This is a genomic window from Pseudohongiella nitratireducens (assembly GCF_001642735.1).
In the GTDB taxonomy this organism is placed as follows: Bacteria; Pseudomonadota; Gammaproteobacteria; order Pseudomonadales; family Pseudohongiellaceae; genus Pseudohongiella; species Pseudohongiella nitratireducens.
Window position 1 is genome coordinate 13,005 of sequence record NZ_LWHM01000027.1, and the last position, 22,917, is coordinate 35,921.

Annotated in this window: 20 protein-coding genes; 16 read left to right on the top strand and 4 right to left on the bottom strand. The window is 48.1% G+C overall.

Going from position 1 to position 22,917, the window contains the following annotated elements; all coding sequences use genetic code 11:
* Nucleotides 1–365: 365 nt before the first annotated feature.
* The 4 genes from PSCS_RS09615 to PSCS_RS09630 all read right to left on the bottom strand — a co-directional run bounded on the left by PSCS_RS09615 (nt 366) and on the right by PSCS_RS09630 (nt 6,636).
* The gene (locus PSCS_RS09615; protein WP_068811903.1) at nt 366–3,002 is read right to left on the bottom strand and encodes an AAA family ATPase; all 2,637 of its coding nucleotides are present in this window, start codon (nt 3,000–3,002) and stop codon (nt 366–368) included.
* 181 nt (nt 3,003–3,183) lie between these two features.
* Nucleotides 3,184–4,266, bottom strand: a complete 1,083-nt coding sequence (locus PSCS_RS09620) for a BsuBI/PstI family type II restriction endonuclease (RefSeq protein WP_068811981.1) — start codon at nt 4,264–4,266, stop codon at nt 3,184–3,186.
* Complete coding sequence (locus PSCS_RS09625; RefSeq protein WP_068811904.1) at nt 4,226–6,055, bottom strand: HsdM family class I SAM-dependent methyltransferase; 1,830 nt, start codon at nt 6,053–6,055, stop codon at nt 4,226–4,228. The genes PSCS_RS09620 and PSCS_RS09625 overlap by 41 nt, the downstream gene beginning before the upstream one ends.
* On the bottom strand, nt 6,052–6,636 hold the full coding sequence (locus tag PSCS_RS09630) for a recombinase family protein (RefSeq protein WP_068811905.1): 585 nt from the start codon (nt 6,634–6,636) through the stop codon (nt 6,052–6,054). The genes PSCS_RS09625 and PSCS_RS09630 overlap by 4 nt, the downstream gene beginning before the upstream one ends.
* A 208-nt stretch (nt 6,637–6,844) precedes the next feature.
* Between PSCS_RS09630 and PSCS_RS09635 the strand changes: the two genes are divergently transcribed.
* From PSCS_RS09635 to glmS, 16 genes are all read left to right on the top strand, one after another.
* Nucleotides 6,845–7,474: a hypothetical protein gene (locus PSCS_RS09635; protein ID WP_068811906.1), complete on the top strand. Its 630-nt coding sequence runs from the start codon at nt 6,845–6,847 to the stop codon at nt 7,472–7,474.
* Between the two features lie 576 nt (nt 7,475–8,050).
* Complete coding sequence (gene mnmG / locus PSCS_RS09640) at nt 8,051–9,955, top strand: tRNA uridine-5-carboxymethylaminomethyl(34) synthesis enzyme MnmG (RefSeq protein ID WP_068811907.1); 1,905 nt, start codon at nt 8,051–8,053, stop codon at nt 9,953–9,955.
* Nucleotides 9,956–9,971: 16 nt separating this feature from the next.
* On the top strand, nt 9,972–10,607 hold the full coding sequence (rsmG, locus tag PSCS_RS09645; RefSeq protein WP_068811982.1) for a 16S rRNA (guanine(527)-N(7))-methyltransferase RsmG: 636 nt from the start codon (nt 9,972–9,974) through the stop codon (nt 10,605–10,607).
* Nucleotides 10,608–10,654: 47 nt separating this feature from the next.
* Nucleotides 10,655–11,431 carry a ParA family protein gene (locus PSCS_RS09650; protein ID WP_068811908.1) on the top strand — a complete coding sequence of 259 codons (777 nt, stop codon included), beginning with the start codon at nt 10,655–10,657 and terminating at the stop codon, nt 11,429–11,431.
* Nucleotides 11,432–11,514: 83 nt separating this feature from the next.
* On the top strand, nt 11,515–12,429 hold the full coding sequence (locus tag PSCS_RS09655; RefSeq protein ID WP_068811909.1) for a ParB/RepB/Spo0J family partition protein: 915 nt from the start codon (nt 11,515–11,517) through the stop codon (nt 12,427–12,429).
* A 99-nt stretch (nt 12,430–12,528) separates the two neighbouring features.
* Nucleotides 12,529–12,927, top strand: a complete 399-nt coding sequence (locus PSCS_RS16455; RefSeq protein ID WP_082866581.1) for an ATP synthase subunit I — start codon at nt 12,529–12,531, stop codon at nt 12,925–12,927.
* Nucleotides 12,928–12,956: 29 nt separating this feature from the next.
* Nucleotides 12,957–13,823 (top strand): F0F1 ATP synthase subunit A, encoded by an 867-nt coding sequence (gene atpB, locus PSCS_RS09660; RefSeq protein ID WP_082866582.1) that lies wholly within the window; start codon nt 12,957–12,959, stop codon nt 13,821–13,823.
* A 59-nt stretch (nt 13,824–13,882) separates the two neighbouring features.
* Complete coding sequence (gene atpE, locus PSCS_RS09665; RefSeq protein ID WP_068811910.1) at nt 13,883–14,128, top strand: F0F1 ATP synthase subunit C; 246 nt, start codon at nt 13,883–13,885, stop codon at nt 14,126–14,128.
* Nucleotides 14,129–14,185: 57 nt separating this feature from the next.
* The gene (locus PSCS_RS09670; protein WP_068811911.1) at nt 14,186–14,656 is read left to right on the top strand and encodes a F0F1 ATP synthase subunit B; all 471 of its coding nucleotides are present in this window, start codon (nt 14,186–14,188) and stop codon (nt 14,654–14,656) included.
* 11 nt (nt 14,657–14,667) lie between these two features.
* The gene (locus tag PSCS_RS09675) at nt 14,668–15,204 is read left to right on the top strand and encodes a F0F1 ATP synthase subunit delta (protein WP_068811912.1); all 537 of its coding nucleotides are present in this window, start codon (nt 14,668–14,670) and stop codon (nt 15,202–15,204) included.
* A 25-nt stretch (nt 15,205–15,229) separates the two neighbouring features.
* Nucleotides 15,230–16,774 (top strand): F0F1 ATP synthase subunit alpha, encoded by a 1,545-nt coding sequence (atpA, locus tag PSCS_RS09680; protein ID WP_068811913.1) that lies wholly within the window; start codon nt 15,230–15,232, stop codon nt 16,772–16,774.
* A gap of 20 nt (nt 16,775–16,794) precedes the next feature.
* Nucleotides 16,795–17,655, top strand: coding sequence for a F0F1 ATP synthase subunit gamma (gene atpG, locus PSCS_RS09685; RefSeq protein ID WP_068811914.1), 861 nt, complete (start codon nt 16,795–16,797; stop codon nt 17,653–17,655).
* A 61-nt stretch (nt 17,656–17,716) separates the two neighbouring features.
* Nucleotides 17,717–19,120, top strand: coding sequence for a F0F1 ATP synthase subunit beta (gene atpD / locus PSCS_RS09690; protein WP_068811915.1), 1,404 nt, complete (start codon nt 17,717–17,719; stop codon nt 19,118–19,120).
* 56 nt (nt 19,121–19,176) lie between these two features.
* On the top strand, nt 19,177–19,590 hold the full coding sequence (locus tag PSCS_RS09695) for a F0F1 ATP synthase subunit epsilon (RefSeq protein ID WP_068811916.1): 414 nt from the start codon (nt 19,177–19,179) through the stop codon (nt 19,588–19,590).
* A gap of 90 nt (nt 19,591–19,680) precedes the next feature.
* The gene (gene glmU / locus PSCS_RS09700) at nt 19,681–21,060 is read left to right on the top strand and encodes a bifunctional UDP-N-acetylglucosamine diphosphorylase/glucosamine-1-phosphate N-acetyltransferase GlmU (RefSeq protein ID WP_068811984.1); all 1,380 of its coding nucleotides are present in this window, start codon (nt 19,681–19,683) and stop codon (nt 21,058–21,060) included.
* Between the two features lie 14 nt (nt 21,061–21,074).
* Nucleotides 21,075–22,910: a glutamine--fructose-6-phosphate transaminase (isomerizing) gene (gene glmS, locus PSCS_RS09705; protein ID WP_068811917.1), complete on the top strand. Its 1,836-nt coding sequence runs from the start codon at nt 21,075–21,077 to the stop codon at nt 22,908–22,910.
* The last annotated feature ends 7 nt before the right edge of the window (nt 22,911–22,917 follow it).

Sequence of the window (22,917 nt, forward strand, 5' to 3'; positions counted from 1 at the left end):
ATAAAGGCAAGCGCCTTGTTTACATAAACTGCTGTTTTCGGCCAGCTACCATTTACGTCATTAATATTAATAGGTTTTTTTGCTCGGTCAAGCCCCAAAAGAAGGTCTCGTAAAAGGCTGTTATGAGACCCATACTCCGTCATTCCTACATTGCCCACCGTTCAAACGGTGCTTGAGTCTCACAAAGTCGCTTTTCGAGACCCGAATTTCAGCCTCTCACCAAATATAGAGAAGAGACGGATCAAAGGGTCTCGAAAAGTAGCTTTTGGAGCAAATAGACAGGGATCCTCCCCGCCAAAGGCATGACAGGGCACGATTACGAGGTGGGCTCAGGTGGGCATCCAAAAGACAGTGACATATCACTATCAAAGTTGGTCTTGGCGACCTCTGATATTTTGAGCCCAGCTCTCAAGAGCGGCGATTTCGTTCTCAATTTGGTCTGGTGACGGTAATCGAGGATTTAGTTCGCCGGGTTGGCTATGCAGCAGTTGAGAACATCGACCATAAGCATCACGCATGTCATGGCAATCTTGTTCTTGAAGAACAGTGAGACGGATTAACCCATCTGTTTGTACCTTTTTCGCCAGTCGCTTGATGACCGGCGAAACTACGTCTTCGACGGCACGTTCCCAAGCCTCACGCAATTGTTCAGAGAATGAACGGACTTCCCGTCGCCAGTTTGCCTGGTCCCCCCGATCATGATGAATCCTTACGTTACCCAAATGACGCCGCATCTGGGTAACAACTTTATCGATAGGTAAGACATTGGCAGGTGGTTCTGTATTACAGAATCCAGCAGCATTAGCTCCACGACTCACCACTCGATATGCAATTGGTACGGCAGCATGATCTCTGGTCTCTCGGCAGGCTTCCTCCAGTAGTACCAAAAAGGCAATATCATGCGTGAAAACTACCACTTGGCGGTTCAGGCTCTCTATGGCGAGTCTTTCAGCAACCCTGTCTCGGTGAATGTGGTCAAGAGATGAGACGGGATCGTCAAAGACGATTCCCGACGGTGTATCCAGGGTGGACAGCTCGCTCAGGAACGCCGCCAAAGCAACACACCGGTGCTCGCCCTCACTCAATATTCTTCCAACAGGCTCATCAGGGTTGCTCATCATGCGAACATGGAACAAAGGAATGCCAGCAGAAGAGCGAGCATGCTTCAGTTCAACAGCATGTTGCTCAGCTATACCCAATCGAGCTACCTCCTGAGCAAAACGCGCACGAAGCCTGTCCGTAACGAGTCGTTTAGCGATCTCGGTGCTGAAAGTAGTAATTTTGTTGGTCGCGGTGGTTTTCTGCACCTTTTTGAGGCCGCTGACAGCTTTCAATCGTTTAATCTGTTCCAACACATCGGCTTTCACTGTGCCGAGCCATTGACGGGCAGCCAGCTCACTATGTTCAGCCACCAAAGCCTTTCTCTCAGGAGACTCTTTCTCGGCCACAAATCCAGCAGCCCGTTTCTCCAGGCCTTCAGAATGTGCAGCCATCTCCGCGTCTGGGACTTCCGCCTGAGTTGCATTGATGGCAACGCCTTTCAGGCCAACCGTCTTAAGAACCGAGCGTAGCCTCCAGGAGTTCTGAACGGCGCATCGCTTTACAGTATTTGCCAGCTCTTCATCGCCTAGATTGTCCCTAATTAAGGAAGCTATTGCCTGAACGTCCTGCATAGAAATGTAAGTTGCCTCCAAAGCTGACCGAGCGGCCTGGTAGGCTTTTCGAGCTTCGTCTTCACGCTTTTTACTTTCATCCAGGACAAAGGATTCAAACTTATTGAGTCGCTCTGATGCTTCAGGGCCTAGCTTTTGATGACAGAGAACACAACGGGCATCTTCATCGGTGACAGGAAACTCCTTGTCAGGATACGCTCCCTGATTGGAGTATGTGCGAGCAGCTTCCCACAAAGAGCGCCACACATCCGAGCCAACCTGGGGAAGGGGCTCATCAGAAAACAAATCCGCAGAAACAAGAGCTGCCGCAGCCCGTGATCTCTCATAGGTTTCATACAACTGCTTAATATTGGTGACGTTCTCGTCACTAACAGCCTTGGCAAGCTTTTTGAGACGGTCCCTTGCTTTGTCGATCTGCGTTTTTTGTCCTTGAAGCTGCCGAGCAACCCGGACAGGATCATTTGCAAGATCGGCGGCAAGGGTTTTTAAGCGGGCTTCTTCCAATTCCGATAGTCCCGCTAAACCCTCTACAGTTGCATCTGCCGTTTTGCTGGACAAGCCAGATAGAAGTTTTCCGACTTCTGTATCTGGTGCGCAGTCAGGACTATTTAGGATGGCCGGTGTTTGTCTCTCAATAACTCGGATCTCATCATCCAACTTACTCTTCAGTGTTTTACACGTTTCGGCCAGTGATGCCATTACGCGCAACGGTAAGGGGGTATAAGCTAAATCATTAGTAGCATCGACATGTACTGCGGCAGTGTTGCTGTCAAACACGCTGATGGCCGTAAGCCTGGGATCTGCGGTCGTTCCCTGACGCCAGGTTACCGACTGATTTTGTCCGCCGACTCGAAAGCTGACCTCCGCCTGGGGAATGCCACGCTCAGCGGCATATACATTCGGAAGAACTGTGTCATCCTTTGGCAGTCGAGCCCGGCAGGCCTGCTTCAAAACACGAGCATAGCCAGACTTACCGGCTCCATTGTCACCATAAATAACAGTTAACCCCGATTTTTGAAAAGTCAGGGTCTCACCGGATTGAAGAGCATTAACATGTTGTAGATTGTGAAGTTTTGAGAGGGAAACTTCTAAATTTGAGGCGGAGGGGTCTCGGACATGCTCGGCAGTAATTGGACGGCCTTCTTGCTCGCCTTTGCATATCCCCAACAGACTATCTAAATCTTCTTGACTGAGCCGTTCTTTGTCGCACAAACGACGTAGAGCATCTCTTTGCCACATAGGGCAGCTATTTGCCCAAGTGACAATCTCAGAAAGTGCCTGCGCTTCAGAGCTAGGTTGTGTCTGAGGTTCTACGTCCGATGTACTCATTATTGTCTCCTTACATTTCAGTGGCTACGACGAAAGCGTTTTTCTGCCCACCGCTCAAGTCGATCTGCATTCATATATAAGATGCCACACAGAGACAATACAAAACCTATGAACCCTAGAGCTGTATACACAGTTATTGATAGATCAATCATATATCCCCCTAAATACTAATATGGTTTATTCAGATTAAAGAAAACTCGGACAATATGTGAGACTCGCCATCCTTGAGCTCAATAATGTTGCTAGGTTCTGAACAAAACCAAGCATATGTTCCCCATGCTAGCTCTGACATCGCTTTTTTGAATGCTGGTGCGGAGCGATCTTGGAAGGCAGTAACAAATGCTAAATGCTCAGGGCTAAACCCCGCTTCCACCGCGATCTCAGTTAATTTCTTTTTACGGACAGAGTTTACTGGGCCATCAGAGGCTACGATCTCAATGAAAACGAAAAGCATATCGCTGCCATCTGTCTTGGTCCCCAAATCAACCAATATGACATCCGGTAGTGTCTTTGATGGGTCGATCTTCAGTTTCAACCTACTGGCGAGATCAATTCCAACTTTTTCACCGGATTGTGATAACCACAAGACAGCGGGATTCTTGAGGAACTTAGGCGCAAAATCCTCGATAACGCACTTTCCAATAACACCAGAAGGCCCTGACTCAAGGGTTACCACACCAGCGTTGGGTAACGTGGCTGTGATGGTATCGGAGTTGGCCGCAGCCGCGTTCGCTCCCAACAATCTTATCCGGCTGAGTGCCGCCGGATTGAGGTGTGATTTCTGCCAGGCAAGAATCGCATCCTCCAATTGCTGGCCGACTAAGCTCTCATCAAAAAGAGCCGCAAATTTTTGAGTCATCGCATATTTTGGTAGCGGCGTAGTGACGGGCAAACCAGTTCTCTCCAAAACCGCCCCCAAAGCGATGAACCCATACCGTATAGTCTCATCTCTGACGGGCTCTCGTGAGTTCGGAGCGTACCAAGTGTTAGCTGGCCGCTCCTTCTTGCTGGAGAGGGCCTGTTCGACCCAAGCGTTGCGCTCTTCATCCGACAGTAGCACCGCCTGCTCATCCGACATGTCAGTAACTTGGCTCGGACGAATCCAGCGCTCCTGGCCGTCAATCGCTCCTGCATAGAACATTACATAAAGCGTGCGGGCCGCCATTTCGCGGGTAACGTAGTTGCGATTTTCTGTCCCATCTGGGAATATCTGTGGCAATCGCTCAGCGATTACCTCCAGTTTTGGTACTTTCGGCCAGCTCAACTTTGTTCTCTCCATACAGTTTGGCTACACATTTCTCAATCGTGAGTCTATCAGAACCGGCCAAAATGATCTTCTGCAGCTTTGTCAAGCCTTCAATCGTAGGTAGAGGAACCGACATCAGCTCATAGGCAGAGACCGCAACACTACCGCTTATACAGCGATATATGCGGTCGAAGACCTCTGAGTTGAGGAGAGCGTTAATCGTTTCGACAGTCACCTCTCTGATCAGACCGTCGGAGTAAACAATATTCAAATGATTCTCAACTACAACGCCGTTGTTTCGGTCGATAAAGTCTTGGGGGATGACTGCGCCCAAAACCCGACGACTCTGTTCTTTTGATGTAGTCCTCTGGACTAAAACACATGACTCCCGTGTAATAAGGTGTTGTTGGTTGTTTTTCACCTCGATATAGGGGACATGATTCCGTTTCACTGCTGAGAATTTAAATCCTTGAGCTGTAACTGACTCGGCCCATATCAACGGTAACGAATCTTTCGTCTTTTCTGATTTGAGCTGAGTTTTATGCCGGTTCCAAACCAACTTTCCAGTAGATACAACATATCCAAGGTCAGGAAGCCGTGTTTGCATCTTTTTAATACGGTTAAGTAAAGCTGCGTCTTTTGACACCCTGGGGATTAGCCAAGGCCCATCGCCCTTAACAATACCCACTTTACCGATATGCTCTACTTTGGCTTCATTAAGCCCTTGCGGGACGAGAAGTGATACTTTAGAGGGGCTACGTCGCGCTCCCTTCTTAAAGGTCGTCAGCAATGTTTCCTGAAGCACATCATCAAATACTCCTTCTCGGTTAGAGATGAAGTCGAAAGCTCGTGGGGCTGCTTCAGTAAGTAGCAATTCTCGTAGCGCCTTGAAATACTGACCGCCCAGAAATGATGTTGGCGTTAGGTAGGCGATGACTCCATCTTTCTTAGCAGTTCTCAATGCAAGATCGGTAAACAAGCCATAAAGATTGGCGTGACCGAACAATGAACGTGCGTACTTATCTCTTAATGTTGCATCAAGCGTAACTTTCCCATATGGAGGATTGCCAATTACCAAATCAAATTTTGTCGATGACTCATATGCGAGTGCGTCACCAACAGTTATTACCTCCTTTGGTAACCTCTTCCGCGCCTTAATGCACAAATCAATGAGTACCGATTCAAGAAGAACATGAGTCATCCAGGCGGCAAAGGGATCTATCTCTACCCCTTTCAGTCGCTTACCTATCTGCCGAATCTTCCACTCTGCTGATGTGTTTTTCGATTTTTCAAGCATTCTTGTTGCTACAGGTGCTAAGAATGCCCCTCCACCACAGGCCGGGTCTATTATGGACGCTTTACTGAAGTCAACCCCAGCATCTTCGGATAAATCAAGTAGACGGGAAACTAAAGGAGGCGGCGTATAGTAAGCTCCCAGCTTTGAGCGGAAAGCCACTGGTAACATCGCTGTATAGATTGAGCCAATCAAAAATCCCGCATCAATATCGGGAAACTGAGCGATTACTCGCCCTGTACTTTTTGCAACGTCTTCAGCGTCTGACGCAACATCAGCGAGAAATGTATCACGGGGAACCGGAAAAATTTTAAGCTTAGAGCCGTGGCGCGAATTAACCTCATTCCAATATGAAGTCACCAGAACGGCACAATATGATCGAGCTACAGCCAGACGATGCTCATCATCTGAGATAGAGCTGGCATACCCCCGTGCCATGCTTTTACATGCGTCATACCTGACAAGAGGCTCTTCCGATTCGCTTAAAATATCCTGAAAGTGATACGCATTCATGCCTTCGTACCCTCGCGGTCAGGTTTAACTACCCCGACCCTGTTGTAAATAGTAGTTCTTGAGACTCCAAATCGCTTGGCAATATCAGAGACGGGTATATTTGGATCCTTGAGTAAAGCTTTAATCTCGCGAATGTCTTTCTGTTTCAGCTTTGGTTTACGTCCACCAAGTCGGCCACGCGCCCGCGCAGCCTTCAATCCAGCTCGTGTTCTCTCGCTGATTAGGTTTCTCTCAAATTCAGCAAGTGCAGCAAATACGTGAAAAACCAGCTTTCCAGAGGCACTTGTCGTTTCAATCTTTTCTTGAAGACTCTCAAATCCGATTTTCTGTTCTTCCAGGGTCGTCACGAGTTTGACCAAATCACCCAAGCTTCGTCCCAGACGGTCCAGCCTCCAAACCACCAACGTGTCGCCTGAACGCAGAGCTTTCAGGCAAGCCTCAAGCTCCGGCCTTTCAGTGTTCTTCCCACTGGCTTTGTCTTCATAGATGACCTGGCAGCCCGCTTTCTCCAAAGCATCCCTTTGGAGGTGCAGGTTTTGATCATCCGTTGAAACGCGGGCATAGCCAATACGTTGATTCATGTACAATTAATTTACATAGAAAAATATACGAGTATTTTAACAGATTGCACACCGAGAATCCATGCGAAATGGCACCTTCTCAAGGTGTTCACAAAACGGTGGTTTGTTGGACACAAATGAGGGTTCGGCTCTATTTATGAAGAAAACTTGATCTATAGGTTAAACCATGTATAGTTCTATATATGATTTAACCTATGGAGGTGGTAAGATGCCAGTCACAATAAACGTTTCAGATGATGTGTACCGCAGATTGGAAGGGTTGGCTGTCGGGTTCGACACGCCAGAGAGAGTGATCGAGCGACTACTCGACTCGGTTGAGGAGAGCGGGCCGAAGTCCAGTGAAAGCAAACCCTCCCTAACCTTTGTTCCTGATGAGGTGGCGTTCAAAAATGAGCTGATAGCTCGCAAGAAGGCACAGGTCGTTCTTCATCTGAAAAATGGAGACCGAGATGTCATTCACTGGAATGCTTCTAGGTTCCAGCCCAGCTCAAACCTGCGAGCTAATTTATGGTCAGGCATTCTGAGGAACTGGAAGGATAAAGGCATCACCTCTGCGGAACTTTCAGTTCTCCCCCAGGGCCGCAACCACCCTGACGACAACACCGATCTCCTAATCGCTATTGCCGGAGAGGTTCGCTGGACGCTTGAAGAGGTAGAGCGGTACTTTGAGGAATATGACCTAGTTAGCAGTGACGACGGCCATCCCTACTACTACCTCGCGACCTTCAGTGATGAGACTCCTGACGAGCTGAAGCAAATCGCCGGGCTGAACAGCTCAAATCAGCTTCATCTGGACCTCAACATCATTCCAGATGAAGATCGGGGAGAGATCGAGTAGAGTAATAGCAGTTTATAATCAATACGTTATGTGGGCTTAGGTTAGCGAATTTTGATCCCTATTTACTCCCTAGCAACCATAACGTATTGATTTATATGTATTCTTTACATTCTGCATCGGAAAATAACTGTCCACTCCTTATACATACTTATACCACTTTTCCCACAAGAAATTATTCGCTCAGTTTTGACGCGTATTACCTGTGCATAAGCCAGACATAACTGTGCATAACTCTGTGATCAGATTGAGGGCGTTTTTAAGCCTGTGTATAAATCGCTGTTCTATACACAGCAAAGTCCCTGCTTGAACCCAAGTTGAACATAACTTACGAACCGATTTATACCGAATGCATCTTATTGTTTTAAATAGATAATATTGCGTTGTTAACAGAAAACAGTTTTACCATTAACATTAACAATATCTATCTTTATATATATTTAATTAAATAACTTATGTTAATCAGTTAATAAAAACCGCTTTACAAAAGTTGTGGATTATTTTTCACATCAGGCCTTTAAATTTTGTCGTTAAGGCTTATACTTAGCGGCCCATTTCCACTAAATTGCGTTCACTCTCATGGATTTTGCCAAGATCTACGATGTCATCGTGGTAGGCGGCGGTCACGCCGGTACCGAAGCAGCCCTCGCTGCCGCCAGAATGGGGGTAAAAACCCTGTTGCTGACGCATAACATCGAAACGCTGGGACAAATGTCCTGTAATCCGGCAATCGGCGGCATTGGCAAGAGCCACCTGGTGCGGGAAATTGATGCGTTGGGCGGTGCCATGGCCCGGGCAACCGATAGAGCGGGCATTCAGTTTCGCATTCTGAACAGCAGCAAAGGCCCGGCAGTCCGGGCAACCCGTGCCCAGGCAGACCGTACGTTGTACAAAGCCGCCATTCGCGAGATGCTGGAAAAGCAGGAAAACCTTGAGATTTTTCAACAAGCTGTGGAAGACCTGGTGGTCGAAGGCGATCAGGTTACCGGCGTACAAACGCAAATGGGGCTGAATTTCTATGCTCGGCAGGTAGTGTTGACCACGGGCACTTTTCTTGGCGGTAAGATCCACATCGGCTTGCAGAACAGTGCAGGTGGCCGGGCAGGGGATCCGCCTGCCCAGCGGTTGGCTGATCGCTTACGGGAATTACCTTTCAATGTGGGTCGTCTGAAAACCGGCACACCTCCGCGCATCGATGCCAGAAGTGTGGATTTTTCTGTCATGACTGCCCAGCCCGGCGATACCCCCTTGCCGGTGATGTCATTCATGGGATCGGTCAGTGACCACCCTGAACAGATTGACTGTTACATCACGTCCACCAACGAAAAATGTCATGACATCATCCGCGCTGGACTGGATCGCTCGCCGATGTATTCTGGCGTCATTGAAGGGCTGGGTCCTCGCTATTGTCCTTCCATTGAAGACAAAGTCATGCGTTTTGCTGACAAGAACTCGCATCAGATTTTTGTTGAGCCCGAAGGGCTGAATACCAACGAGTTATACCCCAACGGCATTTCGACCAGCCTGCCTTTCGATGTGCAGCTGGCCATGATCCGGCAAATCCGTGGCTTTGAAAATGCACACATTACGCGGCCCGGGTACGCTATTGAGTATGACTTCTTTGATCCCAGAGAGTTGAAATACTCGTTGGAAACCAAGTTTGTTAATGGTCTGTATTTTGCCGGCCAGATCAATGGCACAACCGGATACGAAGAAGCCGGAGCGCAAGGGCTGCTGGCTGGCATCAATGCCGCGCGCGCAGCCAAGGAGCAGGAAAGCTGGTGTCCGCGCCGGGATCAGGCCTATATCGGCGTATTGGTGGATGATTTGATCAGTATGGGCACCAATGAACCTTATCGTATGTTCACCAGCCGGGCTGAATATCGCTTGTTGTTACGTGAAGATAACGCTGATTTGCGATTAACCGAAGCCGGCCGTGAAATGGGTTTGATTGATGATCAGCGATGGGCAGCATTTTCTGCCAAGCAATCCGGTATTGCAGAGAATCTGACTCACATGCGTCGCACCTGGGTGCAGCCAGGTACAAAAAAGGCTGAGGCCATCAATCCTCTGCTGGAAAAAAACATTAGCCGGGAATATTCTCTTGCCGATCTGCTGGCAAGACCTGAAGTCAGCTATAAAGCATTGCAAACACAGCTGGCAGATAGTGAGATTGCATTGCCTGAAGTTGACAGCCAGGTGTCAGAACAACTGGAAATACAGATCAAGTACCAGGGCTATATTGATCGTCAGGCGGAAGATATTGCCAAGCTCAAACGCCAGGAAAATACGCCACTGCCGAGTGATTTTGATTATCAGCGCATGGAAGGCTTGTCTAACGAGTTAAAACAGAAACTCGGTGAAGCAAAACCGGAATCTATCGCCCGCGCCTCGCGGATCCCCGGTATGACACCAGCTGCTGTGTCTTTGTTGCTGATCCACCTGAAAAAACACAATGCAGTCAGAGGCCAGCGCAGTGCCTGAGGCTCCAAGTAAAGCCATGCGCAAACTGCTGGAATCCGGGGCTAAAACACTTGAATTAGATTTATCTGCTGTAACACAGGATACACTGCTGCGTTATATTGGATTGTTGGACAAGTGGAATAAAGCCTATAATTTATCGGCTATCAGAGACCCGTACACAATGGTTTCCAGGCATTTGCTGGATAGCTTGAGTGTACTTCCGCGCATGTCTGAATTAATGGCAGGCATAGTCGGACTGCAGATAATGGATGTTGGTACAGGTGCAGGGTTGCCCGGGATTCCTTTGGCGATTTGTTTGCCAGATCAACATTTTACCTTACTGGATAGTAACGGAAAAAAGACACGATTTGTCCTGCAGACGGCCCATGAGCTGGGTTTGAAAAACGTTCAGGTCGTTCAGGATCGCATTGAAGGCTTTTCGTCTGCCGCTGAGCCAGATATTATTCTCAGCAGGGCATTTGCCTCATTGCGTGACTTTGCCTCAGGTTGTGAAAATCTGGCCAGCACAAATACGCACCTGTTTGCCATGAAAGGCGAATATCCACAGCAGGAAATAGACGATTTGCCAGCGCATTGGCAGGTTGTGCAATGCGAGCCGTTGCTCGTGCCCGGATGCGAAGGTGAGCGTCATCTGGTAGTTATGAAAAAATAAATAAAGCACTCAAGCTCTTAAGCAACAGGCAAAAGGCGGACGCTCAAGTGACCAGGATTCTTGCAGTAGCCAATCAGAAAGGCGGCGTAGGGAAAACAACGACATCAGTCAATCTTGCAGCTTCACTTCAGGCCACAAGACGGCGGGTATTGCTGGTAGATCTCGATCCCCAGGGAAATGCCACAATGGGAAGTGGCATCGACAAAACCGAGTGTGAAACATCGGTATACGATGTGCTGGTAGGAGAGGCGACCTTTGACGAAGCAGTTGTCAGAGCACCGGAAGCCGATTTTGATATTCTGCCGGCAAATGGGGATCTTGTAGCGGCTGAAATTGAGTTGCTGGAAGTCGCCAACCGTGAAAGTCGCCTCAGGGATATTTTGGGTGCCGTTTCAGACCGGTATGAATTTATTGTTATCGATTGTCCCCCTTCACTGAATATGCTGACATTGAATGCGCTGGTTGCTGCGCAAGGTGTCATTATTCCTATGCAGTGTGAATACTATGCACTGGAAGGTTTGTCAGATCTTGTTAATACCATTTCAGCGGTAAGTGAAACCCATAACCCGTCATTAAGAATTGAGGGGATTTTGCGGACCATGTACGATCCGCGCAACAAATTGACCACAGAGGTTTCCGGTCAGTTGTTTAATCATTTTGGTGACCGAGTCTATCGGACTGTTGTACCGCGTAATATACGTCTTGCGGAGGCACCCAGTTATGGTTTGCCGGTATTACAATACGATCGACAGTCACGAGGTGCGATTGCCTATCTGGCGCTGGCAGGTGAAATGCTTCGTCGCCAGGAACAAATCAGTGCCTGAGTCAATAATTATTAGTTGAGTGATAAATGAAGCGATTGATACATCGCTGCCAAGAATTCAAGGATCTCAGTAAAGGGTAAACCATGTCAGGCAGGAAGAAACTAGGCCGTGGACTCGATAAGCTACTGCAACGTGACGCGCAAGCGTTAACTGAAGCGCAACCTGTAGGAGATGCTGCGAGCGCCATTCAGCCTGTAACTGACAGTCATGAGCTGAAAGATCAGACATTACGCCATATTCCGATTGATCTGATACAGCGAGGCAAATATCAGCCGCGCACAGACATGCACCAGGAAGCGTTGCAGGAACTGGCAGAATCAATCAAAGCGCAAGGTGTTATGCAACCCATTGTGGTTCGACCTGTCTCTGATGAGCGTTTTGAAATCATTGCTGGTGAGCGTCGCTGGCGTGCCAGCCAGTTAGCCGGGCTGGACAAGATTCCGGCAGTGATCAGGCTGGTGCCGGATGAGTCAGCGATTGCCATGGCGCTGATTGAGAATATTCAGCGTGAGAATCTTAACCCGATTGAGGAAGCGACTGCACTTAAGCGATTGCAGGATGAATTTGAACTGACCCAGCAGGAAGTGGCTGATGCAGTGGGTAAGTCACGCAGTACAGTTACCAATTTGTTGCGATTGATGGGGCTGACGCCGGAAGTCCGCGTCATGCTTGAGCATGGTGACCTGGAAATGGGGCATGCCAGGGCATTATTGACCCTGGAAAGTGAGCAGCAAGGTGAGGCGGCAAAGACAGTTTCAGGTAAAGGGTTATCCGTTCGCCAGACAGAAGAGCTGGTCAGGAAAATTCTTGCCGGACCCAAACCAAAAAAATCGTCCGACGTTGATGTCGACCCCGATATTCGTCGGCTGGAAGAAACATTATCGGAAAAGTTGGGTAGCCGTGTTCAGATTCAGCATGGCAGCAAAGGTTCTGGAAAGGTAACGTTAAAGTATAATAACCTCGATGAACTGGACGGTATTCTTGCCCATATAAAGTAAAACTGTGGTAATCCTCAGTTGATCCGGGAGCATAAAATCCCTATAATGCGGCGCTCTAGGGTAGGGACGCCAGAACAAAAAGAGAGCTTTTGACGATCAGTGACTATCAGATCAACAATTAAAGCTCCTCCCATATATAAAGTAGCAGTCTGTCAGGCTGTTATCGCACTGCTGATATCAGTATCAGCGTGGGTAATAGATGGCAGGGTCAGTGCTTATTCTCTACTGATCGGAAGTTTAATTTCCGTTATACCGGGAATCTGGTTTGCCAGTCGGGTATTCAAATACCGCGGCGCACGGTCGGCCAGCCTGATAGCGCGGGAAGCTAAACGGGGAGAGGCCGGAAAAATAGCGCTATGCGCTGTCGGTTTCGCATTAAGCTTTATATACGTTAAACCATTGAATGTTGTAGCGTTGTTTTCAGGATTTGTACTGATTCACCTGGTAGGTTTGGTGAGTTTTGCGCTCTTCAACAGCCGGCGTTCAGACAAATCGTAAATTAGACAAACTAAATAGTATAAGCACTCATGGCAGAATCACACGCAGCAGAAGGCTTTAGCCTGGCCGAGTACGAAAGTGGCACAGAATACATTGCTCACCACCTTGGGTTTCTGAGATTCGGAAAATTGCCTGATGGCAGTTGGGGTTTCGCTCACAGCACAGCAGAAGCTGATGCCATGGGTTTTTGGGCTATTAATGTTGACTCCATGATCATGTCAATTTCGTTGGCTGTGATTTTTATGGGGCTTTTTTACTCTATCGCCAAGAAGATGACCTCAGGTGTGCCTGGCGGTTTGCAAAACGGCCTGGAGTTTCTGGTCGATATGGTGCAAGACACCATCAAAAACACCTTCTTTGCCAAAAATAATCTGATTGGCCCGCTTTCCCTGACTATTTTTTGCTGGATCTTCATGATGAACCTCATGGATCTGGTGCCTGTTGACTGGATTCCTCTCTTTGCTCAGGTCGTTGCACAAGACAGTCATCTGTACTTCAAGGCAGTACCAACAACAGATATCAATATCACAGCCGGCTTTGCCATCAGTGTGTTTGTTCTGGTTATTTTCTATAGTGTCAAGATTAAAGGAATGGGTGGATTCCTTGGCGAATTCGCTTTCCACCCATTCGGCAAATGGGCGTTACCACTTAACCTGGTAATGGAACTGCCCAGCTTCTTTGCCAAGCCCGTCTCCCTGGCCTTGCGACTGTACGGAAACATGTTTGCCGGTGAGATGATCTTCCTGGTAATTGCACTGGTTGGCTGGTTCCAGTTGCCGCTGCACTTTGCCTGGGCCGTGTTCCACATCCTGATCATTACGCTGCAGGCGTACCTGTTCATGATGTTGACGGTGGTGTACCTGAATCAGGCACACACCAAACCAGAGGCACACTGATCAAAATCGTTTGTCCGAACCTTTTGTTATAAACCCTTTGTTAAAACTTGGAGAAAAAAATGGAAACTATTCAGGCATTTTCTGCTATCGCTATCGCCCTGATCTTCGGTCTGTGTGGTGCGGGTACTGCGATTGCATTCGGTAATCTGGGTGGCAAGTTGATCGAAAGCTCAGCACGTCAGCCTGAACTGGCCCCTAAACTGCAGGTTCAATTCTTCCTGGTAGCTGGTTTTGTGGACGTAATCTCCATCATTGGTGTGGGTGTATCGTTCCTGGTCATGTTCGCCAATCCTTTCGTCGGTTAATCGAATTAGCTTGAATCTTGTTTCAAGCCAGGCGAAAACTAACGCAGAGGTGAACCCATGAATCTTAATGCAACCATTCTCGGCCAATCGATCGCATTCGCCGTCTTTGTCTGGTTCTGTCTGAAGTATGTCTGGCCACCTGTGATTCAGGCGCTGACAGAGCGCCAGAAAAAGATCGCAGAAGGTCTTGAGGCTGCAGAACGTGCACAGCGTGATCTGAGTCTGGCACAGAACAAGGCGGCTGACGACTTGAAAGAAGCGAAAGTCAAAAGCGCTGAAATTATCGATATGGCCAACAAACGTGCCAATCAGATTGTTGAAGACGCCAAAGACAAAGCGCGTGAAGAAGGTCAGCGTCTGATTGCCAGTGCCAAGTCCGAAATCGAAATGGAAGTTCAGCGCGCCAAGGAAGAATTGCGTGCACAAGTGGCAGCCATTGCCGTAGCCGGAGCCGAGAAGATTCTCGAAAATTCCGTGGACCAGGCTGCTAACGAAGAGCTGGTTAAAAAACTCGCTTCTGAGTTATAGGCGAATAAACGATGGCAGAGTCAATTACATTAGCCCGCCCTTACGCGAAAGCGGCTTTTGAAGTCGCAGTCGCTGATAAGACCCTGACAGAATGGTCAGACATGCTGGGTACACTGGCGTCCGTTTCTCTGGACAAGAAAGTCAGTGGCTTGCTGTCTAACCCGTCGTTAACTGCAGACAAACAGGCAGCTGCATTGCTGGAGTTGTGTGGAGACGAAGTCTCCGATAAAGGTCAGCAGTTTGTCCGCCTGTTGGCGGAAAACAGACGTCTGGGTCTGCTTCCTCAAATCAGTGGATTGTTTGATTCACTGAAAGCCGCTCAGGAGAAGAGTGTAGATGTAGAAATGTCTACCGCTTTCCCGTTGAGTGATGCCGTTGTCGAGCAACTTAGCGCAGCCCTGCAAAAACGCCTTGAGCGCCAGGTCAAGCTGAACACGACAGTTGACGAGAAGCTGATCGGGGGTGTTGTCATTCGAGCAGGTGATACTGTCATCGACAATTCTGTTCGAGGAAAACTGAACAAATTAGCCGAATCATTGAGTTCCTAGTACAACTGGGAATGAGGGAAAAAGCATGCAACAACTGAATCCGTCAGAAATCAGTGAAATTATAAAACAGAGAATCAATAACCTGGACGTCTCTGTACAGGCCCAGAACGAAGGTACGATTGTCAGTGTTTCTGACGGTATCGTGCGTATTCACGGCCTTGAAGACGTGATGTACGGTGAGATGATCGAATTTGATGGTGGTCTGTTCGGTATGGCACTTAACCTGGAGCGTGACTCCGTTGGTGCTGTTGTACTGGGTGACTACGAAGGCCTGCAAGAAGGCCAGTCCTGTCGTTGTACAGGCCGCATCCTTGAAGTGCCCGTTGGTCCTGAGCTTGAGGGTCGCGTTGTCGACGCCCTGGGTAACCCGATTGACGGTAAAGGCGCGATCGATGCAAAACTGACCTCACCTGTTGAGAAAGTGGCTCCGGGTGTAATTGCACGTCAGTCAGTTGACCAACCGGTACAAACTGGTTTGAAAGCAATTGACTCCATGGTGCCAATTGGTCGCGGACAACGTGAGTTGATCATTGGTGACCGCCAGGTTGGTAAAACTGCCGTTGCTATTGACGCCATCATCAACCAGAAAGGCAAAAACGTAAAATGTGTTTACGTTGCTATTGGTCAGAAACAATCTTCGATTGCTAACGTTGTGCACAAGCTCGAAGAGCACGGCGCAATGGAATACACCACAGTTGTTGCAGCTTCAGCATCTGATCCTGCTTCCATGCAATACCTGGCACCTTACGCCGGCTGTTCCATGGGTGAGTACTACCGTGACCGTGGTGAAGACGCACTGATCATTTATGATGACCTGACTAAACAAGCCTGGGCTTATCGTCAGATCTCTTTGTTGTTGCGTCGTCCACCGGGTCGTGAAGCCTATCCTGGTGACGTATTCTACTTGCACTCACGCCTGCTGGAGCGTGCATCACGCGTGAACGCTGAGTACGTAGAACAGTTCACTAACGGTGAAGTAAAAGGCCAGACTGGTTCTTTGACTGCACTGCCAATCATTGAGACACAGGCCGGTGACGTATCAGCATTCGTACCGACTAACGTGATCTCGATTACAGACGGTCAGATCTTCCTGGAAACGGACCTGTTTAACGCCGGTATCCGACCAGCGATTAACGCGGGTCTGTCAGTATCACGTGTTGGTGGCTCAGCCCAGACAAAGATCATTAAAAAGCTCGGTGGTGGTATCCGTATCGCTCTGGCGCAATATCGTGAACTGGCGGCATTCGCTCAGTTTGCATCCGATCTTGATGATGCAACACGAGAGCAGCTCGAGCACGGTCAACGTGTTACTGAGCTGATGAAGCAAGGCCAATACGCACCTCTGTCAGTTGCAGAGATGGGTCTGGTTCTGTACGCGGCTAACGAAGGATTCCTGAAAGACGTAGAACTGAACAAGGTTGTAGCATTTGAGCAAGCTTTGTTGTCCTACGCTCGCAGTGAAAATGCCGCGCTTCTGGAAGAAATCAATGCTAACCCTGGCTTCGACGATGAAGTTGCTGGCAAGCTGAAAGCATTGATCGAGAAGTTTAAAGCAACTCAGACCTGGTAATAACTGGTAGGCGGTGAATTATGGCTGGTGGTAAAGAGATTCGAGGCAAGATCTCCAGCATCAAAAATACGCAAAAGATTACCAGCGCCATGGAAATGGTGGCTGCATCCAAAATGCGTCGTGCTCAGGATCGTATGGCACTGGGGAAACCCTATGCATCGCATATCCGCAAAGTGATCGGGCATGTTGCCAATGCGAATCCGGAATATCGTCACGTCTATTTCACCACACGTGACGTCAAGCGAGTGGGCTTTATTGTTGTATCAAGTGACCGCGGGCTATGCGGTGGCCTGAACATCAATGCATTCAAGTCGACTGTTAAAGCAGCAGGTGAGTGGAAAGCCCAGGGCGCAGAAATTGAATTCTGCGCAGTCGGGGCTAAAGCGACAGCATTCTTCAACAGTTACGGTGGCAATGTCACCGCTTCTGTTCGTGGATTGGGTGATGCACCAGAACTCAACGAGATCATCGGTGCGACCAAGGTCATGCTGGATAAGTTTGAATCAGGTGAAATCGATCGTTTATTCCTGGTTAGCAATGAGTTCATTAATACGATGACTCAAACACCAGTCATTGATCAGCTGTTGCCATTACAGCCGACTGATTCGGATGACCTTAAGCACCATTGGGATTATATCTATGAGCCCAGTGCTGAAGGTTTGCTTAATGGCCTGCTGACACGATATCTGGAAACGCAGGTTTATCAGGCTGTTGTCGAAAATATAGCCTGTGAGCAAGCCGCGCGAATGATGGCAATGAAGAGCGCTACAGATAATGCGGGTGACCTGATTGAAGAACTGGGTCTGGCATACAACAAGGCGCGTCAGGCAGCGATTACACAAGAGCTGTCCGAAATTGTCAGCGGTGCATCTGCGGTTTAAGTCGCTGGGCGGAACTAATTTTAACAGATTGAAGATCACGAAAATTTAAGAGGAACCGGACATGAGTAGCGGTCGTATCGTACAAATTATCGGTGCAGTTATCGACGTACAATTCCCGCGGGAAAATGTACCTCGTGTTTATGACGCACTTTCCGTCGAAGGCGGCAAAATCACACTTGAAGTGCAGCAGCAACTGGGTGACGGCATCGTACGTACCATCGCAATGGGTAGTACTGAAGGTCTTCGTCGTGGCCTGGAAGTCGCTAACACCAAAGCACCTGTATCCGTCCCTGTCGGTAAAGAAACCCTGGGTCGAATCATGGACGTTCTGGGTAACCCGATTGATGAACGCGGTGACATTGGCGAGCAAGAGCGTATGCCTATTCACCGTAAAGCGCCGGCCTACGATGAGCTGGCTGCTTCCAATGAACTGCTGGAAACAGGCATCAAGGTAATCGACCTGATCTGCCCGTTCGCTAAAGGTGGTAAAGTCGGTCTGTTCGGTGGTGCCGGTGTTGGTAAAACCGTAAACATGATGGAGCTGATCAACAACATTGCGAAAGCACACTCCGGTTTGTCTGTATTCGCAGGTGTGGGTGAGCGTACTCGTGAAGGTAACGATTTCTATCACGAAATGCAGGAATCCAAGGTTATCGATCTGGATAACCAGGAAAACTCCAAGGTAGCAATGGTTTACGGTCAGATGAATGAGCCACCCGGTAACCGTCTGCGGGTTGCTTTGACCGGTTTGACCATGGCCGAGAAATTCCGTGATGAAGGTCGTGACGTACTGTTCTTCGTCGACAACATCTACCGCTATACACTGGCGGGTACGGAAGTATCAGCACTGCTGGGTCGTATGCCTTCAGCAGTAGGTTACCAGCCAACACTGGCTGAAGAGATGGGTGTACTGCAAGAGCGTATTACCTCTACCAAGACAGGCTCTATTACATCGATCCAGGCGGTATACGTACCTGCGGATGACTTGACTGACCCGTCTCCGGCAACCACATTTGCTCACTTGGACGCGACTGTTGTACTGTCACGTTCGATTGCTGAGCTGGGTATTTACCCGGCCATTGACCCGCTGGATTCCACATCTCGTCAGCTGGATCCACTGGTTATCGGTAACGAGCACTACGAAGTGGCCCGTGGCGTACAGACAGTTCTGCAACGCTACAAAGAGTTGAAAGACATTATCGCAATTCTGGGTATGGACGAGCTGTCTGAAGAAGACAAGCAAATCGTTGCCCGTGCACGTAAGATCCAGCGATTCCTGTCCCAGCCATTCTTTGTGGCAGAGATCTTTACTAACACGCCCGGAAAATACGTATCACTGAAAGATACGATTGCTGGCTTCAAAGGCATTCTGGCCGGTGATTACGATCACATTCCAGAGCAGGCTTTCAACATGGTCGGCACCATTGAAGAAGCCGTGGAAAAAGCAGAAAAGCTGAAGGGCTAATTCCACCGGTGACTGGGGCGGCCAATATAATGGCCGCTTAATGGAGAAACGAAACTATGGCGATGACAATGCATTGTGACATCGTAAGCGCAGAGAAGCAGATCTTCGAGGGCCGTGTAGAGATGGTAGTCGCTACTGGCGTACAAGGTGATCTGGGTGTAGCGCCTGGTCATGCTCCGTTACTGACGGAACTGATCCCTGGCCCTGTCCGCTGCGTTCTGGATGATGGTCAGGAAGAAGTGTATTACGTATCCGGTGGCTATCTCGAAGTCCAGTCCGGCATCGTAACAGTCCTGGCGGATACGGCGATTCGTGCTGCCGATGTTGATGAAGCCGCAGCACAAAAAGCAATTGAAGACGTACAAAAAGCGATTGCAAATAAAGACTCAGAGTTTGAGTACTCGCGTGCAGCGGCTCAGCTGTCTGAAGCGGTCGCTCAGCTTCGTGCACTGAAACAACTGAAAAGATAAGCTGTGGCTATACATTCGGGGGCTTTCACTTTCGGATGAAACACGGTAAAAAGGGTAGCCAATCGCTACCCTTTTTTTATGGATAAAAACATGTCTTTAGAAGTAATCATTCTGGCTGCAGGCAAAGGAACACGGATGTACTCCGATTTGCCAAAAGTTCTTCACCCCTTGGCAGGGCAGGCAATGCTGACTCGTGTTATCGAGGCAGCAGAAGCAACAGGGGCAGATAAAATTCATGTAGTGACAGGTTTCCAATCTGAAATGGTGAGAAATCATTATCAGGATAGCCCCTATAACGATCGTATTCACTGGGTAGAGCAGACTGAGCAGTTAGGAACGGGTCATGCCGTCAGTCAGGCCTTACCGGCAGTAGATCCGGATAATCAGGTACTGGTGTTATACGGTGATGTTCCTTTGCTGGAGGCTGAAACGTTAACAAAGCTGGTGGCGGCCTGTGGAGATTCAGGCATCGCTGTATTAACACTGGATACTGCTAATCCAGCAGGACTAGGTCGAATTGTAAGAAACAACAAAGGCGATATTACTGAAATCGTCGAAGAAAAAGATGCAAACATTGAACAAAAAGCTATCACTGAAATAAACACAGGTATTATGGCTTTTAGTGCAGCAAAGCTGAAAGCATGGTTAGAAAAAACCAATACAAATAATGCGCAAGGTGAATATTACCTGACTGACACAGTCGCTATGGCGTGTGCAGATGGGCTTAAGGTGAGCAGTTTAACGACAGAAGATGAAGACAGTGTTCAGGGCGTGAATAACCGGCTGCAGTTAGCTGAACTGGAAAGGCGATTGCAGCGCAAGCAAGCAGAGCAGATTGCCAGCAATGGAACGACTGTACTGAATCTGGACCGGGTTGAAATCAGGGGTCATACGACCTTTGGCAAAGATGTAGTCATTGATATCAATGTCATACTGGAAGGTGATAATCATATTGGTGACCGGGTCCGAATCGGACCAAATACAGTTATCAAGAACTCGCGTATTGGTAGTGATACTTGTATTGAGGCATTCAGCCACCTTGAGGACTGTGAAATACAGTTAGCCTGTCAAATTGGTCCATACGCCCGGCTAAGGCCGGGTACTGTGCTGTGTGATAAAGCAAAAATTGGTAATTTTGTTGAAACAAAAAAAACTGTTATCGGCAAAGGCAGCAAAGTGAATCATCTAAGTTACATAGGCGATGCCCAGGTAGATGAAGCGGCTAATGTAGGTGCGGGTACCATCACCTGTAACTACGATGGTGTTAATAAATATAAGACTCACATTAAGAGTAATGCTTTTATCGGTAGCAATACTGCGCTTGTTGCTCCTGTAACTGTGGGCATGGGTGCTACAACAGGTGCAGGATCAGTAATAACGAGTGATATACCTGACGGACAATTAGCCATCGGCCGGGGTAAGCAGAGAAATATTCCTAACTGGAAACGCCCGACAAAGAAAACGGATTAAAGGACTGGATACTCATGTGTGGAATTGTAGGGGCAGTAGCTCAGCGTAATGTAACAGGCATTCTGGTTGAAGGACTAAAGCGACTTGAGTATCGAGGATATGATTCAGCCGGTGTGGCAGTGCTTGAGACAGAAAATAATCATCTGAAATGCCTTAAATCAGTTGGAAAGGTTAACCAGCTGGCTGAAAAAGTTGCTCAGAATGATATTGACGGGCAAACCGGAATTGCTCATACCCGATGGGCAACACATGGTGTACCCAGTGAGGATAACGCTCATCCTCATGTATCTGGCGACAGGTTTGCACTGGTTCATAATGGCATTATTGAAAATTACTCCGCGTTAAGGAAAAGTCTGCAACAGGATGGATATCAGTTTATTTCTGAAACTGATACAGAGGTCGTTGTACATCTTATACACAAACTATGCACTAAAAATGGATTGTCTTTATTAGAAGCTGTAAAAACCATGGTAAAAGATTTACATGGCGCTTACGGTTTATGCGTTATCGATAAAGAACAACCTGATCGCCTTATTGTTGCCAGAAGCGGTAGCCCATTAGTGATAGGCGTTGGCATAGGTGAAAACTTTGTAGCATCTGATCCGCTTGCTCTGGGGCAAGTTACAGATCAATACATTTACCTTGAAGAAGGTGATATTGCAGAAGTTACAAAAGACAATATTGATATCTTTGCTAACGGTGAAATTGTTAACCGGGAAGTGACAAGAATTCGTGGTGAAATTGATGATGTGACTAAAGGTGACTATGGTCACTTTATGCTCAAAGAAATATATGAGCAAAGCAGGGTGATTCAAAATACCTTGAATGGCAGAATCAGTGCCGAACATGTTCTTGAAGAATCCTTCGGGGTTAAGGCAAAAGCGATATTTGATCAGATAACGTCTGTACAAATAGTCGCGTGTGGTACCAGTCATCATGCAGGCTTGATAACCAAGTATTGGTTGGAAAGCATAGCTGGTATTCCCTGTCACGTAGATATTGCCAGTGACTACAGGTATCGAAGAATAATAGTTCAACCAGGCACTTTATTTGTTACTATTTCTCAGTCAGGAGAAACAGCAGATACATTGGCTGCGTTAAGGTATGCAAATGAACTGTCGTATGTAGCCAGTATGGCAATCTGCAACGTTGCTACCAGCTCCCTGGTTCGGGAATCAGATTTTTCCTTGTTAACAATGGCCGGGCGTGAAATTGGTGTCGCTTCTACCAAAGCGTTTACAACGCAACTGGTTGCATTACTGCTAATGACACTTGTACTTGGTAGAAGACATGGCCTGACAGAAGAGAAAGAATCAGGGTATGTGCATGACCTGCATAAATTGCCAGCCCTGGTAACAGATGTGTTAAAGCAGGATACAGCAATCCAGCAGCTTTCCATTCAATTTGCTGACAAACACCATGCATTGTTCCTGGGAAGAGGACCGCAATATCCGGTAGCGAAAGAGGGCGCTCTAAAACTTAAGGAAATCTCCTATATCCACGCTGAAGCTTATCCGGCCGGAGAGCTGAAACATGGACCCCTGGCACTGGTCGATGACAGAATGCCAGTGGTGGCTGTTGCACCTAATGATGAACTTCTGGGTAAATTAAAAGGGAACCTGGCTGAAGTCAGCGCACGGGGTGGTAAGCTGTTTGTGTTTGCAGACGAAAGTGCAGGCTTTGATGATGAAGAAGAATATCAATTGATCAAACTGCCAGCTGTACCTGAAGTGCTGGCCCCAATACTTTATACCATTCCACTTCAGCTTCTTTCCTATCATGTAGCGATACTTAAAGGCACCGACGTGGATCATCCCAGGAACCTGGCGAAGTCGGTTACGGTAGAGTAAGTATAAA

What these genes read in the sequence shown, in the direction of transcription:
- PSCS_RS09670 (WP_068811911.1), top strand. Translation starts at nt 14,186, where the DNA reads ATGAATCTTAATGCAACCATTCTCGGCCAATCGATCGCATTCGCCGTC.
- glmS (WP_068811917.1), top strand. Translation starts at nt 21,075, where the DNA reads ATGTGTGGAATTGTAGGGGCAGTAGCTCAGCGTAATGTAACAGGCATT.
- rsmG (WP_068811982.1), top strand. Translation starts at nt 9,972, where the DNA reads ATGCGCAAACTGCTGGAATCCGGGGCTAAAACACTTGAATTAGATTTA.
- PSCS_RS09625 (WP_068811904.1), bottom strand. Translation starts at nt 6,055, where the DNA reads ATGAATGCGTATCACTTTCAGGATATTTTAAGCGAATCGGAAGAGCCT.
- PSCS_RS09675 (WP_068811912.1), top strand. Translation starts at nt 14,668, where the DNA reads ATGGCAGAGTCAATTACATTAGCCCGCCCTTACGCGAAAGCGGCTTTT.
- atpA (WP_068811913.1), top strand. Translation starts at nt 15,230, where the DNA reads ATGCAACAACTGAATCCGTCAGAAATCAGTGAAATTATAAAACAGAGA.
- mnmG (WP_068811907.1), top strand. Translation starts at nt 8,051, where the DNA reads ATGGATTTTGCCAAGATCTACGATGTCATCGTGGTAGGCGGCGGTCAC.
- PSCS_RS09635 (WP_068811906.1), top strand. Translation starts at nt 6,845, where the DNA reads ATGCCAGTCACAATAAACGTTTCAGATGATGTGTACCGCAGATTGGAA.
- PSCS_RS09695 (WP_068811916.1), top strand. Translation starts at nt 19,177, where the DNA reads ATGGCGATGACAATGCATTGTGACATCGTAAGCGCAGAGAAGCAGATC.
- glmU (WP_068811984.1), top strand. Translation starts at nt 19,681, where the DNA reads ATGTCTTTAGAAGTAATCATTCTGGCTGCAGGCAAAGGAACACGGATG.
- atpE (WP_068811910.1), top strand. Translation starts at nt 13,883, where the DNA reads ATGGAAACTATTCAGGCATTTTCTGCTATCGCTATCGCCCTGATCTTC.
- atpB (WP_082866582.1), top strand. Translation starts at nt 12,957, where the DNA reads ATGGCAGAATCACACGCAGCAGAAGGCTTTAGCCTGGCCGAGTACGAA.
- atpG (WP_068811914.1), top strand. Translation starts at nt 16,795, where the DNA reads ATGGCTGGTGGTAAAGAGATTCGAGGCAAGATCTCCAGCATCAAAAAT.
- atpD (WP_068811915.1), top strand. Translation starts at nt 17,717, where the DNA reads ATGAGTAGCGGTCGTATCGTACAAATTATCGGTGCAGTTATCGACGTA.
- PSCS_RS09630 (WP_068811905.1), bottom strand. Translation starts at nt 6,636, where the DNA reads ATGAATCAACGTATTGGCTATGCCCGCGTTTCAACGGATGATCAAAAC.
- PSCS_RS09655 (WP_068811909.1), top strand. Translation starts at nt 11,515, where the DNA reads ATGTCAGGCAGGAAGAAACTAGGCCGTGGACTCGATAAGCTACTGCAA.
- PSCS_RS09615 (WP_068811903.1), bottom strand. Translation starts at nt 3,002, where the DNA reads ATGAGTACATCGGACGTAGAACCTCAGACACAACCTAGCTCTGAAGCG.